At 74.5% G+C, this 14,827-nt stretch carries 12 protein-coding genes and 2 pseudogenes; 6 read left to right on the top strand and 8 right to left on the bottom strand.

Annotation, left to right across the window (positions count from 1 at the left end; translation table 11 throughout):
- Positions 1-346 (bottom strand): annotated as a pseudogene (locus ACZ3J7_RS28805) (hypothetical protein); the annotation flags it as partial.
- A 300-nt stretch (positions 347-646) separates the two neighbouring features.
- On the opposite strand from ACZ3J7_RS28805, the gene ACZ3J7_RS28800 reads away from it, so the two are divergent.
- From ACZ3J7_RS28800 to ACZ3J7_RS28790, 3 genes are all read left to right on the top strand, one after another.
- The gene (locus ACZ3J7_RS28800) at positions 647-1,375 is read left to right on the top strand and encodes a GOLPH3/VPS74 family protein (RefSeq protein WP_465626051.1); all 729 of its coding nucleotides are present in this window, start codon (positions 647-649) and stop codon (positions 1,373-1,375) included.
- Between the two features lie 330 nt (positions 1,376-1,705).
- Positions 1,706-2,563, top strand: coding sequence for a helix-turn-helix domain-containing protein (locus ACZ3J7_RS28795; RefSeq protein WP_465626049.1), 858 nt, complete (start codon positions 1,706-1,708; stop codon positions 2,561-2,563).
- Positions 2,560-2,766 (top strand): DUF397 domain-containing protein, encoded by a 207-nt coding sequence (locus ACZ3J7_RS28790; protein ID WP_465626047.1) that lies wholly within the window; start codon positions 2,560-2,562, stop codon positions 2,764-2,766. Before ACZ3J7_RS28795 ends, ACZ3J7_RS28790 begins: the two co-directional genes overlap by 4 nt.
- Positions 2,767-2,874: 108 nt before the next feature.
- Here the strand turns inward: ACZ3J7_RS28790 and ACZ3J7_RS28785 are convergent, their stop codons facing one another.
- Positions 2,875-3,981 (bottom strand): ADP-ribosylglycohydrolase family protein, encoded by a 1,107-nt coding sequence (locus ACZ3J7_RS28785; protein WP_465626045.1) that lies wholly within the window; start codon positions 3,979-3,981, stop codon positions 2,875-2,877.
- Between the two features lie 188 nt (positions 3,982-4,169).
- Between ACZ3J7_RS28785 and ACZ3J7_RS28780 the strand changes: the two genes are divergently transcribed.
- A complete protein-coding gene (locus ACZ3J7_RS28780; protein WP_465626043.1) occupies positions 4,170-5,267 on the top strand; it encodes a tyrosine-protein phosphatase in 1,098 nt (365 codons plus the stop codon).
- Between the two features lie 34 nt (positions 5,268-5,301).
- Here the strand turns inward: ACZ3J7_RS28780 and ACZ3J7_RS28775 are convergent, their stop codons facing one another.
- On the bottom strand, positions 5,302-7,938 hold the full coding sequence (locus ACZ3J7_RS28775; RefSeq protein WP_465626041.1) for a bifunctional FO biosynthesis protein CofGH: 2,637 nt from the start codon (positions 7,936-7,938) through the stop codon (positions 5,302-5,304).
- Positions 7,939-8,122: 184 nt separating this feature from the next.
- Here ACZ3J7_RS28775 and ACZ3J7_RS28770 point away from each other — a divergent pair, with 184 nt between their 5' ends.
- Positions 8,123-9,352: a LolA family protein gene (locus ACZ3J7_RS28770; protein WP_465626039.1), complete on the top strand. Its 1,230-nt coding sequence runs from the start codon at positions 8,123-8,125 to the stop codon at positions 9,350-9,352.
- Positions 9,353-9,422: 70 nt separating this feature from the next.
- On the opposite strand, the gene ACZ3J7_RS28765 is transcribed toward ACZ3J7_RS28770, so the two are convergent.
- A complete protein-coding gene (locus ACZ3J7_RS28765; protein WP_465626037.1) occupies positions 9,423-9,848 on the bottom strand; it encodes a hypothetical protein in 426 nt (141 codons plus the stop codon).
- A 189-nt stretch (positions 9,849-10,037) separates the two neighbouring features.
- A complete protein-coding gene (locus ACZ3J7_RS28760; protein WP_465626035.1) occupies positions 10,038-10,364 on the bottom strand; it encodes a hypothetical protein in 327 nt (108 codons plus the stop codon).
- A gap of 224 nt (positions 10,365-10,588) precedes the next feature.
- On the opposite strand from ACZ3J7_RS28760, the gene ACZ3J7_RS28755 reads away from it, so the two are divergent.
- Entirely contained in the window at positions 10,589-11,839 is a 1,251-nt protein-coding gene (locus ACZ3J7_RS28755; protein ID WP_465626033.1) for an ABC transporter substrate-binding protein, read from the top strand.
- A 3-nt stretch (positions 11,840-11,842) separates the two neighbouring features.
- On the opposite strand, the gene rarD is transcribed toward ACZ3J7_RS28755, so the two are convergent.
- From rarD to ACZ3J7_RS28740, 3 genes and pseudogenes are all read right to left on the bottom strand, one after another.
- Positions 11,843-12,775: an EamA family transporter RarD gene (gene rarD, locus ACZ3J7_RS28750; RefSeq protein WP_465626031.1), complete on the bottom strand. Its 933-nt coding sequence runs from the start codon at positions 12,773-12,775 to the stop codon at positions 11,843-11,845.
- Between the two features lie 163 nt (positions 12,776-12,938).
- Positions 12,939-13,982 carry a 2-oxoacid:ferredoxin oxidoreductase subunit beta gene (locus ACZ3J7_RS28745; RefSeq protein WP_465626029.1) on the bottom strand — a complete coding sequence of 348 codons (1,044 nt, stop codon included), beginning with the start codon at positions 13,980-13,982 and terminating at the stop codon, positions 12,939-12,941.
- Positions 13,979-14,827 (bottom strand): annotated as a pseudogene (locus ACZ3J7_RS28740) (2-oxoacid:acceptor oxidoreductase subunit alpha); the annotation flags it as partial. The pseudogene ACZ3J7_RS28740 and the gene ACZ3J7_RS28745, both read right to left, overlap by 4 nt.

The following is a 14,827-nucleotide window of genomic DNA, read 5'->3' as shown; positions in this document are numbered from 1 at the left end:
CGTCCTCCGCCTCCGCCTCCCCCTCCGGGGAGTCCGGCAGCCGCAGCATCATCGTCGCCTGCGGACCCGCCGGAGAACCCTCCGGCTCCTCGTCCCCGTCCTCGGGCGTCTCGGATTCGGGGGCCTGATCGTCCCGAGGGGTGGGACGGGGGTCGGTCAGGGCGGCGCTGGACTCGGGGAGGTCGGCCGGGAGGCGGAGGTCGGTGGTGCGGGTGTCCGCATCGCGGACGCGCAGGTGGACAGTGCCGTTGCCCGCGGCGCGCTCGCCGGGTTCGTGCGGGGTCTCCTCGGTCTCGGCCGACCGCGCCTCGCCGTCACGCCGCTCGCTCTGCGGGGACTCGCCCACGTAACCCACTCCTCCTCGTCCGCCCGGCACCGCCGGTCCGATCACACAAGCTGGTTTTTTTCGGGCGGGTTCTCGACCCGGCCCGGCACCTGTACAGTCTCCGGCACCGAACCCTCGAGGGCCCGCCGCACCCCGCCCGACCGGCGGTTTTTCCTGCCCGTCCGGGCCGTTGCCCGGTGGGACGCGGAGCCGTCCGGCGGTGGTTCCACCCTGCCCGGGCAAGGTCACGATTCGGAGGCGTACTCGACAAGCCTGTGTGAGAGGCGTCACCCTGTCATTCATCCACGCGGGGAGGCTTGGATGGGCAGAGGCCGTCGAACCATTCCCGAGGAGCTCTTGCTGCTGGCGCTGGACCCGGCCACGGGTACCACCGCGCAGCCGCAGACCCTCGACCTCGGACTTGCCGGGGCGCAGCTCGTCGAGCTGTCCCTGGCCGGAAGGATAGTCCCGGACGGGGACCGGATCGCCGTGGTGGTGCCACGGCCGACCGGTGACCCAACCCTTGACCACGCATTGGAACTGTTGCGCCGACGCGGAAGCCCGGTGCGCGCCGCGCACTGGATCGGCGGTCCGCGCCTGGGCCTGCGGCAGACGTACCTGGCGCACCTGGAGAGGTGCGGCATGGTGACGGCCGTCGCGGGGCAGGTCTGCGGGGTGCTTCCGACGACGCGGTACCAGGCGTCGGACGACTGCACCAACGCGGCGATCAAGCAGCGGCTGGACACGGCGATCCGCACCGGCGTGCCGCCGGACCCGCGGACGGCCGCGCTGGCGGCGCTGGCGCACGCGGTCGGCCTGGGCAAGCACCTGTACCCGGGCAACGAGGGGCGGTCCTCGCGCTCCCGGCTGCGTGACCTGATCAGGTACGACCCGCTGGGCGGCATGGTGGCCCACGCGGTGATGGACGTGCAGAACGGTCTGCCCGCCCAGCAGCAGCAGGGCAGGTCGGTGCCGGCGGGTTCGCGCGGTCCGGCGGGTCGCCCGGCGGCCGCGGGACGCGGAGTGGCCAGTCGGGTGGGCGCGCGATGAGCGGCGCACGCCGTTAGCGGTCGGTTCGACGAGTGGGCGGGGGGGGGGGGGGGGGGGGCCCCCGGCCCCCCCCCGCCCTTCGGCGTTCCGGGGGTCGGTGGAGGCGCCGACCGCCCGTCAGGGGCCGGATAGCGCACGGGCGGTCCTATAGCGGGTAGGCACGCCGCGCGCAAGTCCGTGGATCCCGATTGAGCTATTTTCCGATGATCTGTTCTACTGCGGTACCGCGATTCCTGGGCACGGACCGCAGTTGAGGTGTCATGCTGCTCAGCGTCAGGGGGGTTGGTACCAATTACCGCACTGTTGCCAGAAGTGGGCCCGGAGGTCGATGTGTCCGCCAGCGTGAACCCGACGGTCCGCCGTCGCAGGCTCGGCGCCGAACTCCGGCGCCTGCGCGAGCTCAAGGGAATGACCGCCGAAGAGGTGGCCGGCCGGCTGATGGTCTCCCAGTCGAAGATCAGCCGACTGGAGAACGGCCGCCGCTCGATCAGCCAGCGGGACGTCCGCGACCTGTGCGACGTCTACGAGGTCGAGGACGAGCGGGTCCGCGCCGGACTGATGGAGATGGCCAAGGAGTCCCGCCAGCGCGGCTGGTGGCACGAGTTCGGGGACATCCCGTACAGCGTGTACATCGGCCTGGAGGCGGAGGCCTCCTCGATCCGGGCGTACGAGTCCTCGTTCGTGCCGGGGCTGCTGCAGACCCGCGAGTACGCGGAGGCGGTGGTGGCCGGGACGCAGCCGGACACCGACCCGTCCGCGATCCGCCGCCGGGTGGACGTCCGGCTGAAGCGGCAGCACCGCGTCCACGGCGAGGACCAGCTGGGCAGCCTGTGGGTCGTCATAGACGAGGCCGTCCTGCGCCGCCAGGTCGGCGGGAGGGCGGTGATGGCCGAGCAGTTGTACCAACTCGTCGACCTGGGCGAGCGGCCGAACATCAACCTGCAGGTCATTCCGTTCACCCACGGCGCCCACCCCGGCATGACCGGCACATTCTCCTTGCTGGAGTTCCCGGAGTCGGCGGATTCGACTGTCGTCTACTTCGAAGGAGTGACGAGCGATCTCTACCTGGAGAAGGACGCCGACGTACGCCGCTATACCAATCTGTACGACCACCTGAGGGCCGCGGCGCTGAGCGTCGCGGAGAGCAGGTCGATGATCACCACCATCGCAGAGGAGTTCATGAAATGAGCAAGGCCACCGAGAGCCTGACCTGGCGCAAGAGCAGCTACAGCGGCGGCAACGGCGCCTGCGTCGAGATCGCCGTGCCGGGTTCGGCCTCGATCGCGGTCCGCGACTCCAAGGACCCGCAGGGCCCGCAGCTGCGCTTCTCCAGCGCGGCCTGGGCCGCGTTCGCCGCGGCGGCCGGCACGGGCCGCTTCGGCGAGGTCTGAGTCCCCGCACGGCTTCGAGGGTGCCCGCCGCTTCCCGCGCGGCGGGCACTCTCGCGTCCGGGGCCGGGTGCCGGAAGCGGCCGGTCCCGGACGCGGCCGGTCCCGGACTCAGCCGGTCGCGGCGACCGGGTAGCGGGTGGTCCAGGCCTCGGTGCCGTGCAGTTCGGGGCCGTGCAGCAGTTCCAGCACCAGGTCGTCGGCGAGCTCCAGGACGGTGCCGCGGCCCTCCAGCTCGGCCAGCAGGTCCGGCGGGAGCGCGGTCTCGCCGTGCAGGGCGCCCAGCAGGTTGCCGCAGATGGAGCCGGTGGAGTCGCTGTCGCCGGAGTGGTTGACGGCCAGCAGCAGGCCGCTGCGGACGTCCTCGGCGACCAGCGCGCAGTACAGGCCGATGGCGAGCGCCTCCTCGGCGACCCAGCCCTCGCCGAGCTCCTCGACCCGCTCGGGGGACGGCGCCCCGGCCCGGACCGCGTCCAGCGCGGCGCGCAGCGCGGCGGTGGTCTCCTCGTGGCCGGTGCGCTCGGAGAGCAGGGCCAGCGCCAGGTGCACGCCCTCCTCCAGGGTGCCGCCGCGGGCGACCGCGTGGACGATCACCGCGAACGCCCCGGCGGACAGGTAGCCGGTGGGGTGGCCGTGGGTCAGCACCGAGCACTCCACGGCGAGCTGGAAGACCAGCGCCGGGTCCCAGGCGGTGAGCAGCCCGAACGGGGCGGCCCGCATCACGGTGCCGCAGCCCTTGGAGCCCGGGTTGCGCGGCTCCTCGACGGTCGGCAGCGGCCCGTTCTCGGTGCCGGCCAGCCCGGACAGGCAGGCCTGCCCGGGGGCGCGGCGGGCGTACAGCCACTCCTCGCGGCCGAGCCAGCCCAGGTCCTTGCGGCGCTCGTCCGGCCCCCAGTCCTGCTGGGTGGCGTACCAGCGCAGGTAGGCGCGGTGCACGTCGGACGGCGGGTGCCAGGCGCCGCTGTCGCGGCTGATGTGCGAGCGGATCAGGCCGTCGACGGTGAACAGCGTCATCTGGGTGTCGTCGGTGATCGCGCCGCGCCGCCCGTACGCGGGGACGTAGCCGGCCACGCCGGCCTCGCCGTGGGCCGCGCGGATCTGCTCCAGCTGCTCGAACTCGATGCCGCCGCCGAGCGCGTCCCCGATCGCGCCGCCGAGCAGACAGCCCCGGACCCGGCTGCGGAAGTCCTGCTGCTGGGCACGTGACCAGAGAGGCATCACGGGACGGAACCCTTTCGGTCGGCGGGTCCGGGCACGGGCGCGGACGCGGACGGTAGACGCACTTTATTCGAAGGACCGCGCGAAGCGGCGGCCCGCCCCGAACATCGATTCGTTCAACCGTCCGCCGCGGCGCGGACACCCGGAGGCCACCGGGCCCGCGGTCGGTGTGCCTACGGTCGGCGTCCATGACCTCCCCCCGCACCAGGCTGGCCGCCGCGGCCGTCCTCACCGCCGCGCTGACCGTCACCGTCCCCGTCGTCACCGCCGCCCCGGCCCTCGCCGCCCCCTCGGCGAACGCGGCGCGGCACTCGGCGCACGCGATCCCGTTCACCGCCGCGACCGCCGTCCAGCGGGCCGACGGCTCCTTCACCCTGACCTGGACCGCCCCGGGCGCCCGGCACGTCACCGTGTACGCGGGCACCGACCGGGAGCACGTGCCGCACCGCACGGCCGTCGCGCGCGGCGCCGGCAGCGCCACCGTCACCGTCTCCGGCCTGGGCGCGGCCGACCGCTGGTACTTCGAGCTGGTCCCGGACCGGGGCGCCCCGCTGGTGGTCGCCGACCGCTCGCTGCACCTGGCCTCCGCCCCCAACTTCCGCGACCTGGGCGGCTACCGGACGGCGGACGGCCGCTGGGTGGAACTCGGCCGGGTGTACCGCTCGGACGACCTGTCCAAGCTCACCGACGAGGACCTCGCGAAACTGCGCCGGCTGAACGTCCGCACCGTCTTCGACCTGCGCACCCCGGCCGAGCGGCAGGCCGCCCCGGACCGGCTGCCGGCCGGGGCGACGAGCGTGCCGGCCAACGTCCTGGGCACCGCCGACACCGGCCGGTTCGACGTCACCAGCCCGCAGGCCGCGGTCGACGCGATGATCGCCGGCGAGCGCACCATGGTCTCCGCCGACAGCGCCCGCGCCGCCTACGGGCAGCTGCTGGACGCCGCCGACGGCCGCGGCGCGGTGCTGTTCCACTGCACCGCCGGCAAGGACCGCACCGGCTGGGGCGCGGCCGCGCTGCTGACCGCCCTCGGCGTCCCGGCGGAGACCGTCCGGGCCGACTACCTGGCGTCCAACGCCTACCGGGCGCAGGTCAACGCCGCGACCCTGGCCCAGCTGCCGCCCGCCCACCAGGCGGTGTACCAGCCGCTGCTGGACGTCCGCCCCGAGTACCTGGCGGCGGGCTTCGACGAGGTGCGGGCCCGCTACGGCACCTTCGACGCCTACCTGCGCCAGGGCCTCGGCGCGGACCCCGCGCAGCTGCGCCGGCACCTGCTGGTGGGTTAGGCCCTCCCGTCCGGATCTTGCCGGACGAAAGGGCCTAGTCCGCCAGCGGGAGCAGCGCGGGCAGGTGCCCGTCGGAGGCCAGCGCGGCGGCGCGGCGCTCGGCGGGCACCTCGCCGTAGAGAGTGGTGCGCTGGTGGGCCGGGCGGCCGGCCAGCGCGGCGATCGCCTCCAGGTCGCGGACGGACTTGTAGGAGCCCCAGGAGGAGCCCGCCATCCGGGAGATGGTCTCCTCCATCAGGGTGCCGCCGAGGTCGTTGGCGCCGGAGCGGAGCATCTCGGCGGCGCCCTCCGCGCCGAGCTTGACCCAGCTGGTCTGGATGTTGGTGAGGTGCGGGTGCAGCAGCAGCCGGGCCATCGCGGTGACCGCCCGGTTGTCGCGGGCGGTCGGGCCGGGCCGGGCGATGCCCGCGAGGTAGACCGGCGCGTTGGTGTGCACGAACGGCAGGGTGACGAACTCGGTGAACCCGCCGGTGCGCCGCTGGATCTCCGCGAGCAGCCGCAGGTGGCCCAGCCAGTGCCTCGGGGTGTCGACGTGGCCGTACATCATCGTCGAGGACGAGCGCAGGCCCAGCTCGTGCGCGGCGGTGACCACCTCGACCCAGGTCGCGGCGGGCAGCTTGCCCTTGGTCAGCACCCAGCGGACCTCGTCGTCGAGGATCTCGGCGGCGGTGCCGGGGATCGAGTCCAGCCCGGCCTCCTTGGCGCGCAGCAGCCACTCGCGGATCGGCAGGCCGGTGCGGGTGGCGCCGTTGACCACCTCCATCGGCGAGAACGCGTGCACGTGGATGCCGGGCACCCGTTCCTTCACCGCCCGCGCGATGTCGAAGTACGCGGTGCCCGGCAGGTCCGGGTGGATGCCGCCCTGCATGCACACCTCGGTCGCGCCGACCCGCCAGGCCTGCTCGGCCCGTTCGGCGACCTGCTCCAGCGAGAGGGTGTAGGCGTCGGCGTCGGTGCGGCGCTGCGCGAAGGCGCAGAACCGGCAGCCGGTGTAGCAGACGTTGGTGAAGTTGACGTTCCGGGTGACGCAGTAGGTGACGTCCTCGCCGACGGTGTCGCGGCGCAGGTCGTCGGCGATCCGGGTGAGCGCGTCGAGCGCGTCGCCGTCGGCCTGGAACAGCGCCAGCGCCTGGTCGTCCGTCAGCTTCACCGGGTCGTCGGCGGCGGTGGACAGCGCGGCCCGCAGGTCGGCGTCCAGCCGGCGGGGGGCGGGCAGCGCGGCCTGTTCGCGCAGCGCCTCCCAGTCGCCGTACACGTCGTCGAAGTCGGAGCGCCGGTCGCCGGTGCGGCCCTCGGTGTCGACGGTGCGGAACAGGTCGGTGCGGCCGCCGCCGGTCATCGGCTCGTCCGGCTCCTGCCAGGGCAGGCCGACCGGGGTCCGGCCCTCGACGGCCAGGCCGGTGGCCGGGTCCGCCAGCGCCCGGACGTGCGGCAGCAGGCGCGGGTCCAGCCAGGGCTCGCCCCGCTTGAGGTACTCGGGGTAGATCGTCAGCCGCTCGCGCAGGGCGAACCCGGCGGCGGCGGTGCGGGCGGCCAGCTCCTCGACGTGCGGCCAGGGGCGCTCCGGGTTGACGTGGTCGGGCGTCAGCGGGGAGACGCCGCCCCAGTCGTCGATGCCGGCGCCGATCAGCAGCGCGTACTCGGCGTCCACCAGGTTCGGCGGGGCCTGGATCCGGGCGGCCGGGCCGAGCACCAGCCGGGCCACCGCCACCGCGGCCGCCAGCTCGGAGAGCTCGGCGTCCGGCATGGCGCGCATCGCGGTGTCCGGCTTGGCCCGGAAGTTCTGCACGATCACCTCCTGCACGCCCTGGTAGGCGCGGGCCACCCTGCGGATCGCCAGCAGCGACTCGGCCCGCTCCAGGTACGTCTCGCCGATGCCGATCAGCACCCCGGTGGTGAACGGCACCGCGCTGCGCCCGGCGTCCTCCAGCACCCGCAGCCGGACGGCGGGCTCCTTGTCGGGCGAGCCGTGGTGCGGGCCGCCGGGCTCCGACCAGAGGCGGACGGCGGTGGTCTCCAGCATCATGCCCATCGACGGGGCGACCGGCTTGAGGCGCTGGAAGTCCGTCCAGGACAGCACGCCCGGGTTGAGGTGCGGCAGCAGCCCGGTCTCCTCCAGCACCCGCACGGCCATCGCCCGGACGTACGCCAGGGTGTCGTCGTAGCCGTGCGCGTCCAGCCACTCGCGGGCCTCGGGCCAGCGCTCCTCGGGGCGGTCGCCGAGCGTGAACAGGGCTTCCTTGCAGCCGAGTTCGGCGCCCTTGCGGGCGATGTCCAGCACCTCGTCCGGGGACAGGTACAGGCCGTGGCCCTCCTTGCGGAGCTTCCCGGGGACGGTGGCGAAGGTGCAGTAGTGGCAGCGGTCCCGGCACAGCCGGGTCAGCGGGACGAACACCTTGCGCGAGTACGTGATGACGCCCGGGCGGCCCGCCTGTTCGAGGCCCGCGTCCCGGAGCCGGGCCGCGACCGCGCACAGCTCGGCCAGGTCCGCGCCGCGGGCCTGCAGCAGCACCGCGCCCTCCGCCGCGTCCAGCGCCACGCCGTCCCTGGCCCGGCGCAGCGCCCGCCGCATCGCGGTCGCGGTCGGGGCCGCGGGCTGGGCCGCGGACCGGGCCGCGGGCTGGGCCGACGGGGGCACGGGGGCGGGCACGGACGGGGGTTGAGGGCTCATGGCCCGACCCTACGCGAGAGCTCGGCCTCCGGTACTACACAACCCTGACACCGTCTCAGGGTCGGAGCGCCCCGGGTACGACGCGAGGCGTACCCGGGTCTGCTGCCGCCGGGCGACGCGGCGGGGCGCCCCGGGCGGCTCTAATGGAGAACGTCAGCACACAGGCACTCGGAAGGGGGCTGCGATGGACCACGACTCCCGCGCAGAACACGACATGACGCCGCTCCGGATCGCTCTGGCGGCCCACGAGGGCGCCGGGCGGCCGGTCCGGCCCGCCAGGCGCCGCGCCGCCGTCCGGATCGGCGTGCCGGTGGCCGTCGCCGCGGTCGTCGCGGCCGGCGTCGGGCTGGTGCCCGCGCTCGCCAGCGACGAGGCACCGGATCTGCCGTCGATCACCGCCCAGGAGCTGGTCGCCAAGGCCCTCGGCGCCGACACCGACACCTTCTCCGGCACGATCCGGGTCAGCGCCGACCTCGGCCTGCCCACCGCCCTGACCGACGCCGCGTCCGGCTCCGGCCCGCTCGGCAACCTGGCCCGCAGCGCCGGCGCCCCGGTCGGCGGCGCCGACCCGCAGCTCAAGGCCCTCGAACTGCTCGGCGGCTCGCACACCCTGACCGTCGCCTCCGACGGCCCCGACCGGCAGCGCTTCACCCTGGCGAGCGAGAAGTCCGGCTACGAGCTGGTCCACAACGGCGACCAGCTCTGGGCCTACGACCGGGACTCCCGGCAGGCCCTGCACTTCACCGGTACGGGCGACGGCGCCGACGGGCACCGGAAGGACGCCGGGAACGGGCTGGGCTCGATCACCCCGCAGCAGGTCGCCCAGCAGTTCCTGGAGCACACCTCGGCGACCACCTCGGTCACCGTCAGCGGCACCGAGCGGGTCGCCGGGCACGCCGCGTACCGGCTCAGCGTCAAGCCCAAGCAGGCCGGCTCCACCGTCGCCGAGGTGCGGATCGCCGTCGACGCCGAGAAGGGCGTCCCGCTGGCCGTGCAGCTGCGCACGGTGGACGGCGCGACCGCGTTCGACGTCCGCTTCGGCACCCTCTCGTACGCCAGGCCCGACGCCGGGACCTTCGAGTTCACCGCCCCCAAGGGCGCCAAGGTCACCGAGGCGTCCGCGGGCGAGCTGCCCCGCAACGCGCTGGCCGACGTGCTGCCCGAGCTCCCGCAGGCCCCCGCCGGGGGCGCCCCGGCGGGCGGCGGCGTGATCGGCGAGGGCTGGACCGCCGTCGTGCACGGCGAGGCGGGCGCCGAGGCGGCGAAGGGCCTGGCCAAGTTCACCGGCCGGCACGTCGACGGCGGCACGCTGGTCTCCACCCGGATCGTCAACGCGCTGGTCACCGACGACGGCCGGGTCTACCTCGGCGCGGTCACCCCGGAGGTCCTGCAGCAGGCCGCGAAGCGGAAGTAGCGGCTCCCGCGGCGCCGGCCCCCGGGGAGGTCGCCCCGGGGGCCGTCGGCGTCCGCGGCCGACGGCGCGGCTACAGGTGCTCGACGGCGAAGCCGACCAGCAGCACCAGGAAGCCGCCCAGTTCGCCGACGACGATCGCGGTCAGGACCACCCGGTAGTACGCCGGCGGGTTGTGCATCTGGTTCCGGGTCGCCTTGGTCAGCCCGATCCGGGTGTAGTTGGTGATGGTCACCAGGAACATCAGCACGCTCGCCATCGCCGAGGCGAAGTTCACCGGCTCCGGCCAGGCCGAGGTCTGCACGAAGACGGCTATCAGGCCGGTCGCGAACGCGTAGAGCAGGGCGGACCGGTGGGCGATGTCGATGTAGGGGTGCGCCTTCCCCTCGGGCGAGGCGACCATTTCCAGCCACTTCCGGATGCCCAGCAGGAGGGCCACGACGAAGATGAAACCGGCCGAGAACAGGGTCCAGGCGGTGGATTGGTGCAGGGTCACCATGAAGTCCGATCGGTGGTGGTGAGCGGGGCGTACGGCTGGTCGGCCCCGGTGCCCGGAGCGGGCGGGACGACACCGGCGCGGTCCGCAGGGGAACGGAACCGCGCCGATACCGGGCGTATTTGACCAACCGGGCACACCCGGCGGCAATGCCTGGCCGGAAACGTTCGGCGAACCTCCGGTGCCGGGCGTTCAGCGCCGCTGGGTGGACGCCGCCGCGAGCGCCAGGGCGGGCAGGCCGGACGGGGGTACCAGGAAGAGCGGGGACCAGTCCGCGGTGACCAGCCGGACGCCCGCGGTCAGGCCGTGCAGGCGCGCCCGGTGGGAGTGCCGCAGCTCCACCCGGTCCAGCCGGTAGGGCGGCAGCAGGTCGACCGGGTCGCCGCCGCTCGGCCGCCAGCGGATCACCGCGGGCCGGCCGGCCTCCCGGAGGATGAGCAGCTCCCCGCTCTGCGACCCGCCCGTCTCCCGCCGCACCGCGGGAACGTGGCGGAGCACGGGTCGGGCGAGGTGCACCATCGGAGTTCCTCCCGCGCGCCGGGACAGCTGCGGCCGGGTCGCGCAGCACGGACGTTAGCAGCCCGGCAGTCCGGTTGAGGAGATCCCGAGGAGGCGTTCTTCCCGCGTGCCCGGACCGGCCGGACCCTTGACGCGGAGCGGGGCCGGACGGTGGGATGGTGGGCCGCCGCGAACCGTTCGTCCGTTGTTCGCCCGTCCGTTCGTTCGACCCCGCTGGGAGTGCCGTGCCGATCCGCCGCCGTCAGGTCCTGCTGGGCGGGCTGGCCGCCCTGGGCGGAACGGCACTGGCCAGGTACGGCTCGGCGGAGGCCAGTTCGGCGGACGGTCCGGCGGGCCTGCTGGAGGTCGCCACCGGCTGGACGGCGGGCCCCGAGCAGGACGGCCTGCTGGCGATGCTCGCCACCCTGAAGGGCCACGCGCCGGACGTCACCTTCGTGGCCGGCGACCGCTCCAACCCGACCGGCGCCGACCTCGCCGCCCGGCTCGCCGACGGCCTCCCGCCGGACAGCTTCCGATGTTCCGGCGGCGCCGAACTCGCCGACCTCGCACCCCACTTGGAGCCCCTGGACACCCTGGCCCGGGCCCGCCGCTGGACGGCCGGCCTGCCGCCCGCCCTGCTGCCCCGGCTGCGCGTCCGCGACGCCCTGTACGCCGTCCCGGCCGGGCTCAGGCGCACCAACCTGCTGTGGACCCACCCCCGGCTGCTCGCCGACGCCGGCGCCGCCCTCCCGGCCCCCGACCCCGGCGCCCTGCTCGCCCGGCTCCGCCGGGTCGCCGCCACCGGCACCACCCCGCTCGCCGTCGGCGGCCCCACCGAGGTCCTGCACCTCACCGAGACCGTCCTGCTCGCCGCCCACGGCCCGGACGCGTTCGCCGCCCTCTGGCAGCCCGGCGGCCCCTGGAGCGCCCGCGCCACCACCGACGCGCTGCGCACCCTGGACGCCCTGCTGGAACTCGCCGCCCCGCCCGCCCCCGACGCCGACTGGACCACCGCCGCCCACCTGCTCGGCGCCGGCCGGGCCGGCTTCCTGCTCACCGGCGACTGGGCCGACGGCTGGCTGCGCGACACCCTCGACCTGCGCCCCGGCACCGACTACGGCTGGGCCGCCGCCCCCGGCACCGACGGCCTCTTCCAGGCCCGGGTCGACGCCTTCGCCCTCCCCCGGGGCGCCCGCCACCGCGCCGCCGCGCTCGCCTGGCTCGACGTCTGCGCCGACCTCGACGGCCAGGTCGCCCTGAACGGCGCCCGCGCCGCCGTCCCGGCCCGCACCGACCTGCCCGAACCCACCCGCGCCCTGTTCGGCCCGTACGCCCGCTGGTCCCTGGACGAGTGGCGCACCCGCCGCCCGGTCGACTCGCTCGCCCACGGCGGCCTGCTCACCGCCCGCCGCCGGCGGGCCGCCCTGGCCGCCGCGGGCGCGTTCACCGCGCACCGCGACAGCACCCGGCTGGCCCGCGACCTCGCCGCGGGCTGACCGTCAGCCCGCGACCGGTTCCGGCACCGGCGCCGGCACCGCCCGGCGCTCGGTCCGCATCCGCCGCAGCGCGTCCCCGCTCAGCGCCACCAGCGCCACCCACACCAACGCGAAACCCGCCCAGCGGGCCGGCGCCATCGACTCGTGGAACACCGTGACGCCGATCAGGAACTGCGACACCGGCGCCAGGTACTGCAGCAGCCCCAGCGTGGTCAGCGGCACCCGCAGCGCGGCCGCGCCGAAGCACATCAGCGGCACCGCCGTGATCAGCCCGCTCAGCACCAGCAGCGCGCTGTGCCCCCAGCCGCCGCTCACGAAGCTGCCCTCGCCGCGCACCCCCAGGTACACCAGGAACCCCAGCGCGAACGGGAACATCACCGCGCTCTCCACCGCCAGGCTCTCCGCCCCGCCCAGCGCCACCTTCTTCTTGATCAGCCCGTACGTCGCGAACGAGAACGCCAGCGTCAGCGCGATCCACGGCGGCCGCCCGTACGCCACCGTCAGCACCACCACCGCCGAGGCGCCCACCCCCACCGCGGCCCACTGCGCGGGGCGCAGCCGCTCGCGCAGCACCAGCACGCCGAAGGCGATCGTCACCAGCGGGTTGATGAAGTACCCCAGGCTGGTCTCCACCACGTGCCCCGAGTTCACGCCCCAGATGTAGACGCCCCAGTTCACCGAGACGGTCACCGCCGCGAGCGCCAGCAGCCCCAGCCGCCGGGGCTGGCGCAGCAGCGGCCGGATCCACGCCCAGCGCCGTCGCACCAGCAGCATCGCGGCGACCGCCACCAGCGACCACACCATCCGGTTCGCCAGGATGTCCACCGCCCCGGCCGGCTCCAGCAGCGGCCAGAACAGCGGGAACAGACCCCACATCCCGTACGCCGCGAAGCCGTTCCACAACCCGACCCTGGCCTCCCGCGAACCTTCCGCCATGGCCTGCCCTTCACCCGCGTGCCGTCCTGTCACCCGAAAGGTAGCGGCCCGCGCCCGGTGGTGTCATCTCCGTATCGGCATTTAGCTACTGACAGGCCCGGAGCAGCGCGCAGGGCCCGGGCGACGGCCTGCTCGCCGCCGCCCGGGCCCTGCGGAGGAACCGCTACTCGCCCACCGTCCAGGTGTTGGTGCCGGCGAGGAGGGTGGCGAGGTCGCCGGGGCCGTGTTGGTGTTCGGCGAGGGCGAGTTGGTCGTTGAGTTGGGTGTCGTAGACGGGGCGTTGGACGTCGCGTAGGACGCCGATGGGGGTGTGGTGGAGGGTGTCGGCGTCGGCGAGGCGGGTGAGGGCGAAGGCGGTGGCGGGGCTGGGGGCGTGGGCGTCGTGGACGAGTGCGGTGCCCTGGGTGCGGGGGGTGACGCGCAGGTCGCCGGTGGCGCTGTCACGGGTGACGTGGTGGTCGGGGCCGGCCAGGACGGGTTGTCCGTGTTCGAGGCGGATCAGTGCCCGCTCGCGGGTGCCGGGCTCCTTGAGGGCGTCGAAGGCGCCGTCGTTGAAGATGTTGCAGTTCTGGTAGATCTCCACCAGCGCGGTGCCCTCGTGGCGGGCGGCGGCGCGCAGGACGGACTGCAGGTGCCGGCGGTCGGAGTCGATGGTGCGCGCCACGAAGGAGGCCTCGGCGCCCAGGGCCAGCGAGAGCGGGTTGAAGGGGGCGTCCAGGGATCCCATCGGGGTGGACTTGGTGACCTTCCCGACCTCGCTGGTGGGCGAGTACTGGCCCTTGGTGAGGCCGTAGATGCGGTTGTTGAACAGCAGGATCTTCACGTTGGTGTTGCGGCGCAGGGCGTGGATGAGGTGGTTGCCGCCGATGGACAGCGCGTCGCCGTCACCGGTGACCACCCACACCGACAGGTCCGGGCGCGAGGCGGCCAGACCGGTGGCGATCGCCGGGGCCCGGCCGTGGATGGAGTGCATCCCGTAGGTGTTCATGTAGTAGGGGAAACGCGAGGAGCAGCCGATCCCGGACACGAAGACCGTGTTCTCGCGGCGGATGCCGAGTTCGGGCATGAACGACTGGACGGCGGCCAGGATGGCGTAGTCGCCGCACCCCGGGCACCAGCGCACCTCCTGGTCGGTCTTGAAGTCCTTCGCGGACTGCGGGCCGGGCGCCTTGGGGACCAGGCGCAGGGCCGGGAACTGGTCGGTCATCGGATCTCCTCCCCCTCGGGGGTGCCGAGGGTGCCGAGGGCGGCGTGCAGCACGTCGGCGAGCTGGGCGGCCTTGAAGGGCAGACCGCGCACCTGGTTGTAGGACTGGGCGTCGACGAGGTAGCGCGCGCGCAGCAGCAGCGCCAGCTGGCCCAGGTTCATCTCCGGCACGATCACCTTCTCGTAGCCGGCCAGCACCGTGCCCAAGTTGGCCGGGAACGGGTTGAGGTGGCGCAGGTGCGCCTGCGCCACGCGGGCGCCGTCCGCGCGCACCCTGCGCACCGCGGCGGTGATGGGGCCGTAGGTCGAACCCCAGCCCAGCACCAGCACCCGCGCCGTACCGTCGGGGTCGTCGACCCGCACGTCGGGGACGGTGATGTTGTCGACCTTGGCCTGGCGGGTGCGGACCATGAAGTCGTGGTTGGCCGGGTCGTAGGAGATGTTGCCGGTGCCGTCCTGCTTCTCGATCCCGCCGATGCGGTGCTCCAGCCCCGGCGTGCCGGGCACCGCCCAGGGCCGGGCCAAGGTCAGCGGATCGCGCTGGTAGGGCCTGAAAGTCCCGTCGGGGCCGTTGGGGGCGGTGGCGAACTCCACCCGCAGGTCCGGCAGCCCCTCCACCTGAGGCAGCCTCCACGGCTCCGAGCCGTTGGCCAGGTAGCCGTCGGACAGCAGGAACACCGGCGTGCGGTAGACCAGCGCGATACGCGCCGCCTCCAGCGCCGCCTCGAAGCACTCCGCCGGCGTCGCCGGCGCCACCACCGGCACCGGCGCCTCCCCGTTGCGGCCGAACATCGCCTGCAGCAGGTCCGCCTGCTCGGTCTTGGTCGGCAACCCCGTCGACGGGCC

The sequence above is a fragment of the Kitasatospora sp. NPDC015121 genome (assembly GCF_055562955.1).
Note: the sequence above shows the minus strand (reverse complement) of the source record. Positions and strands in the feature narration are given on the sequence as shown.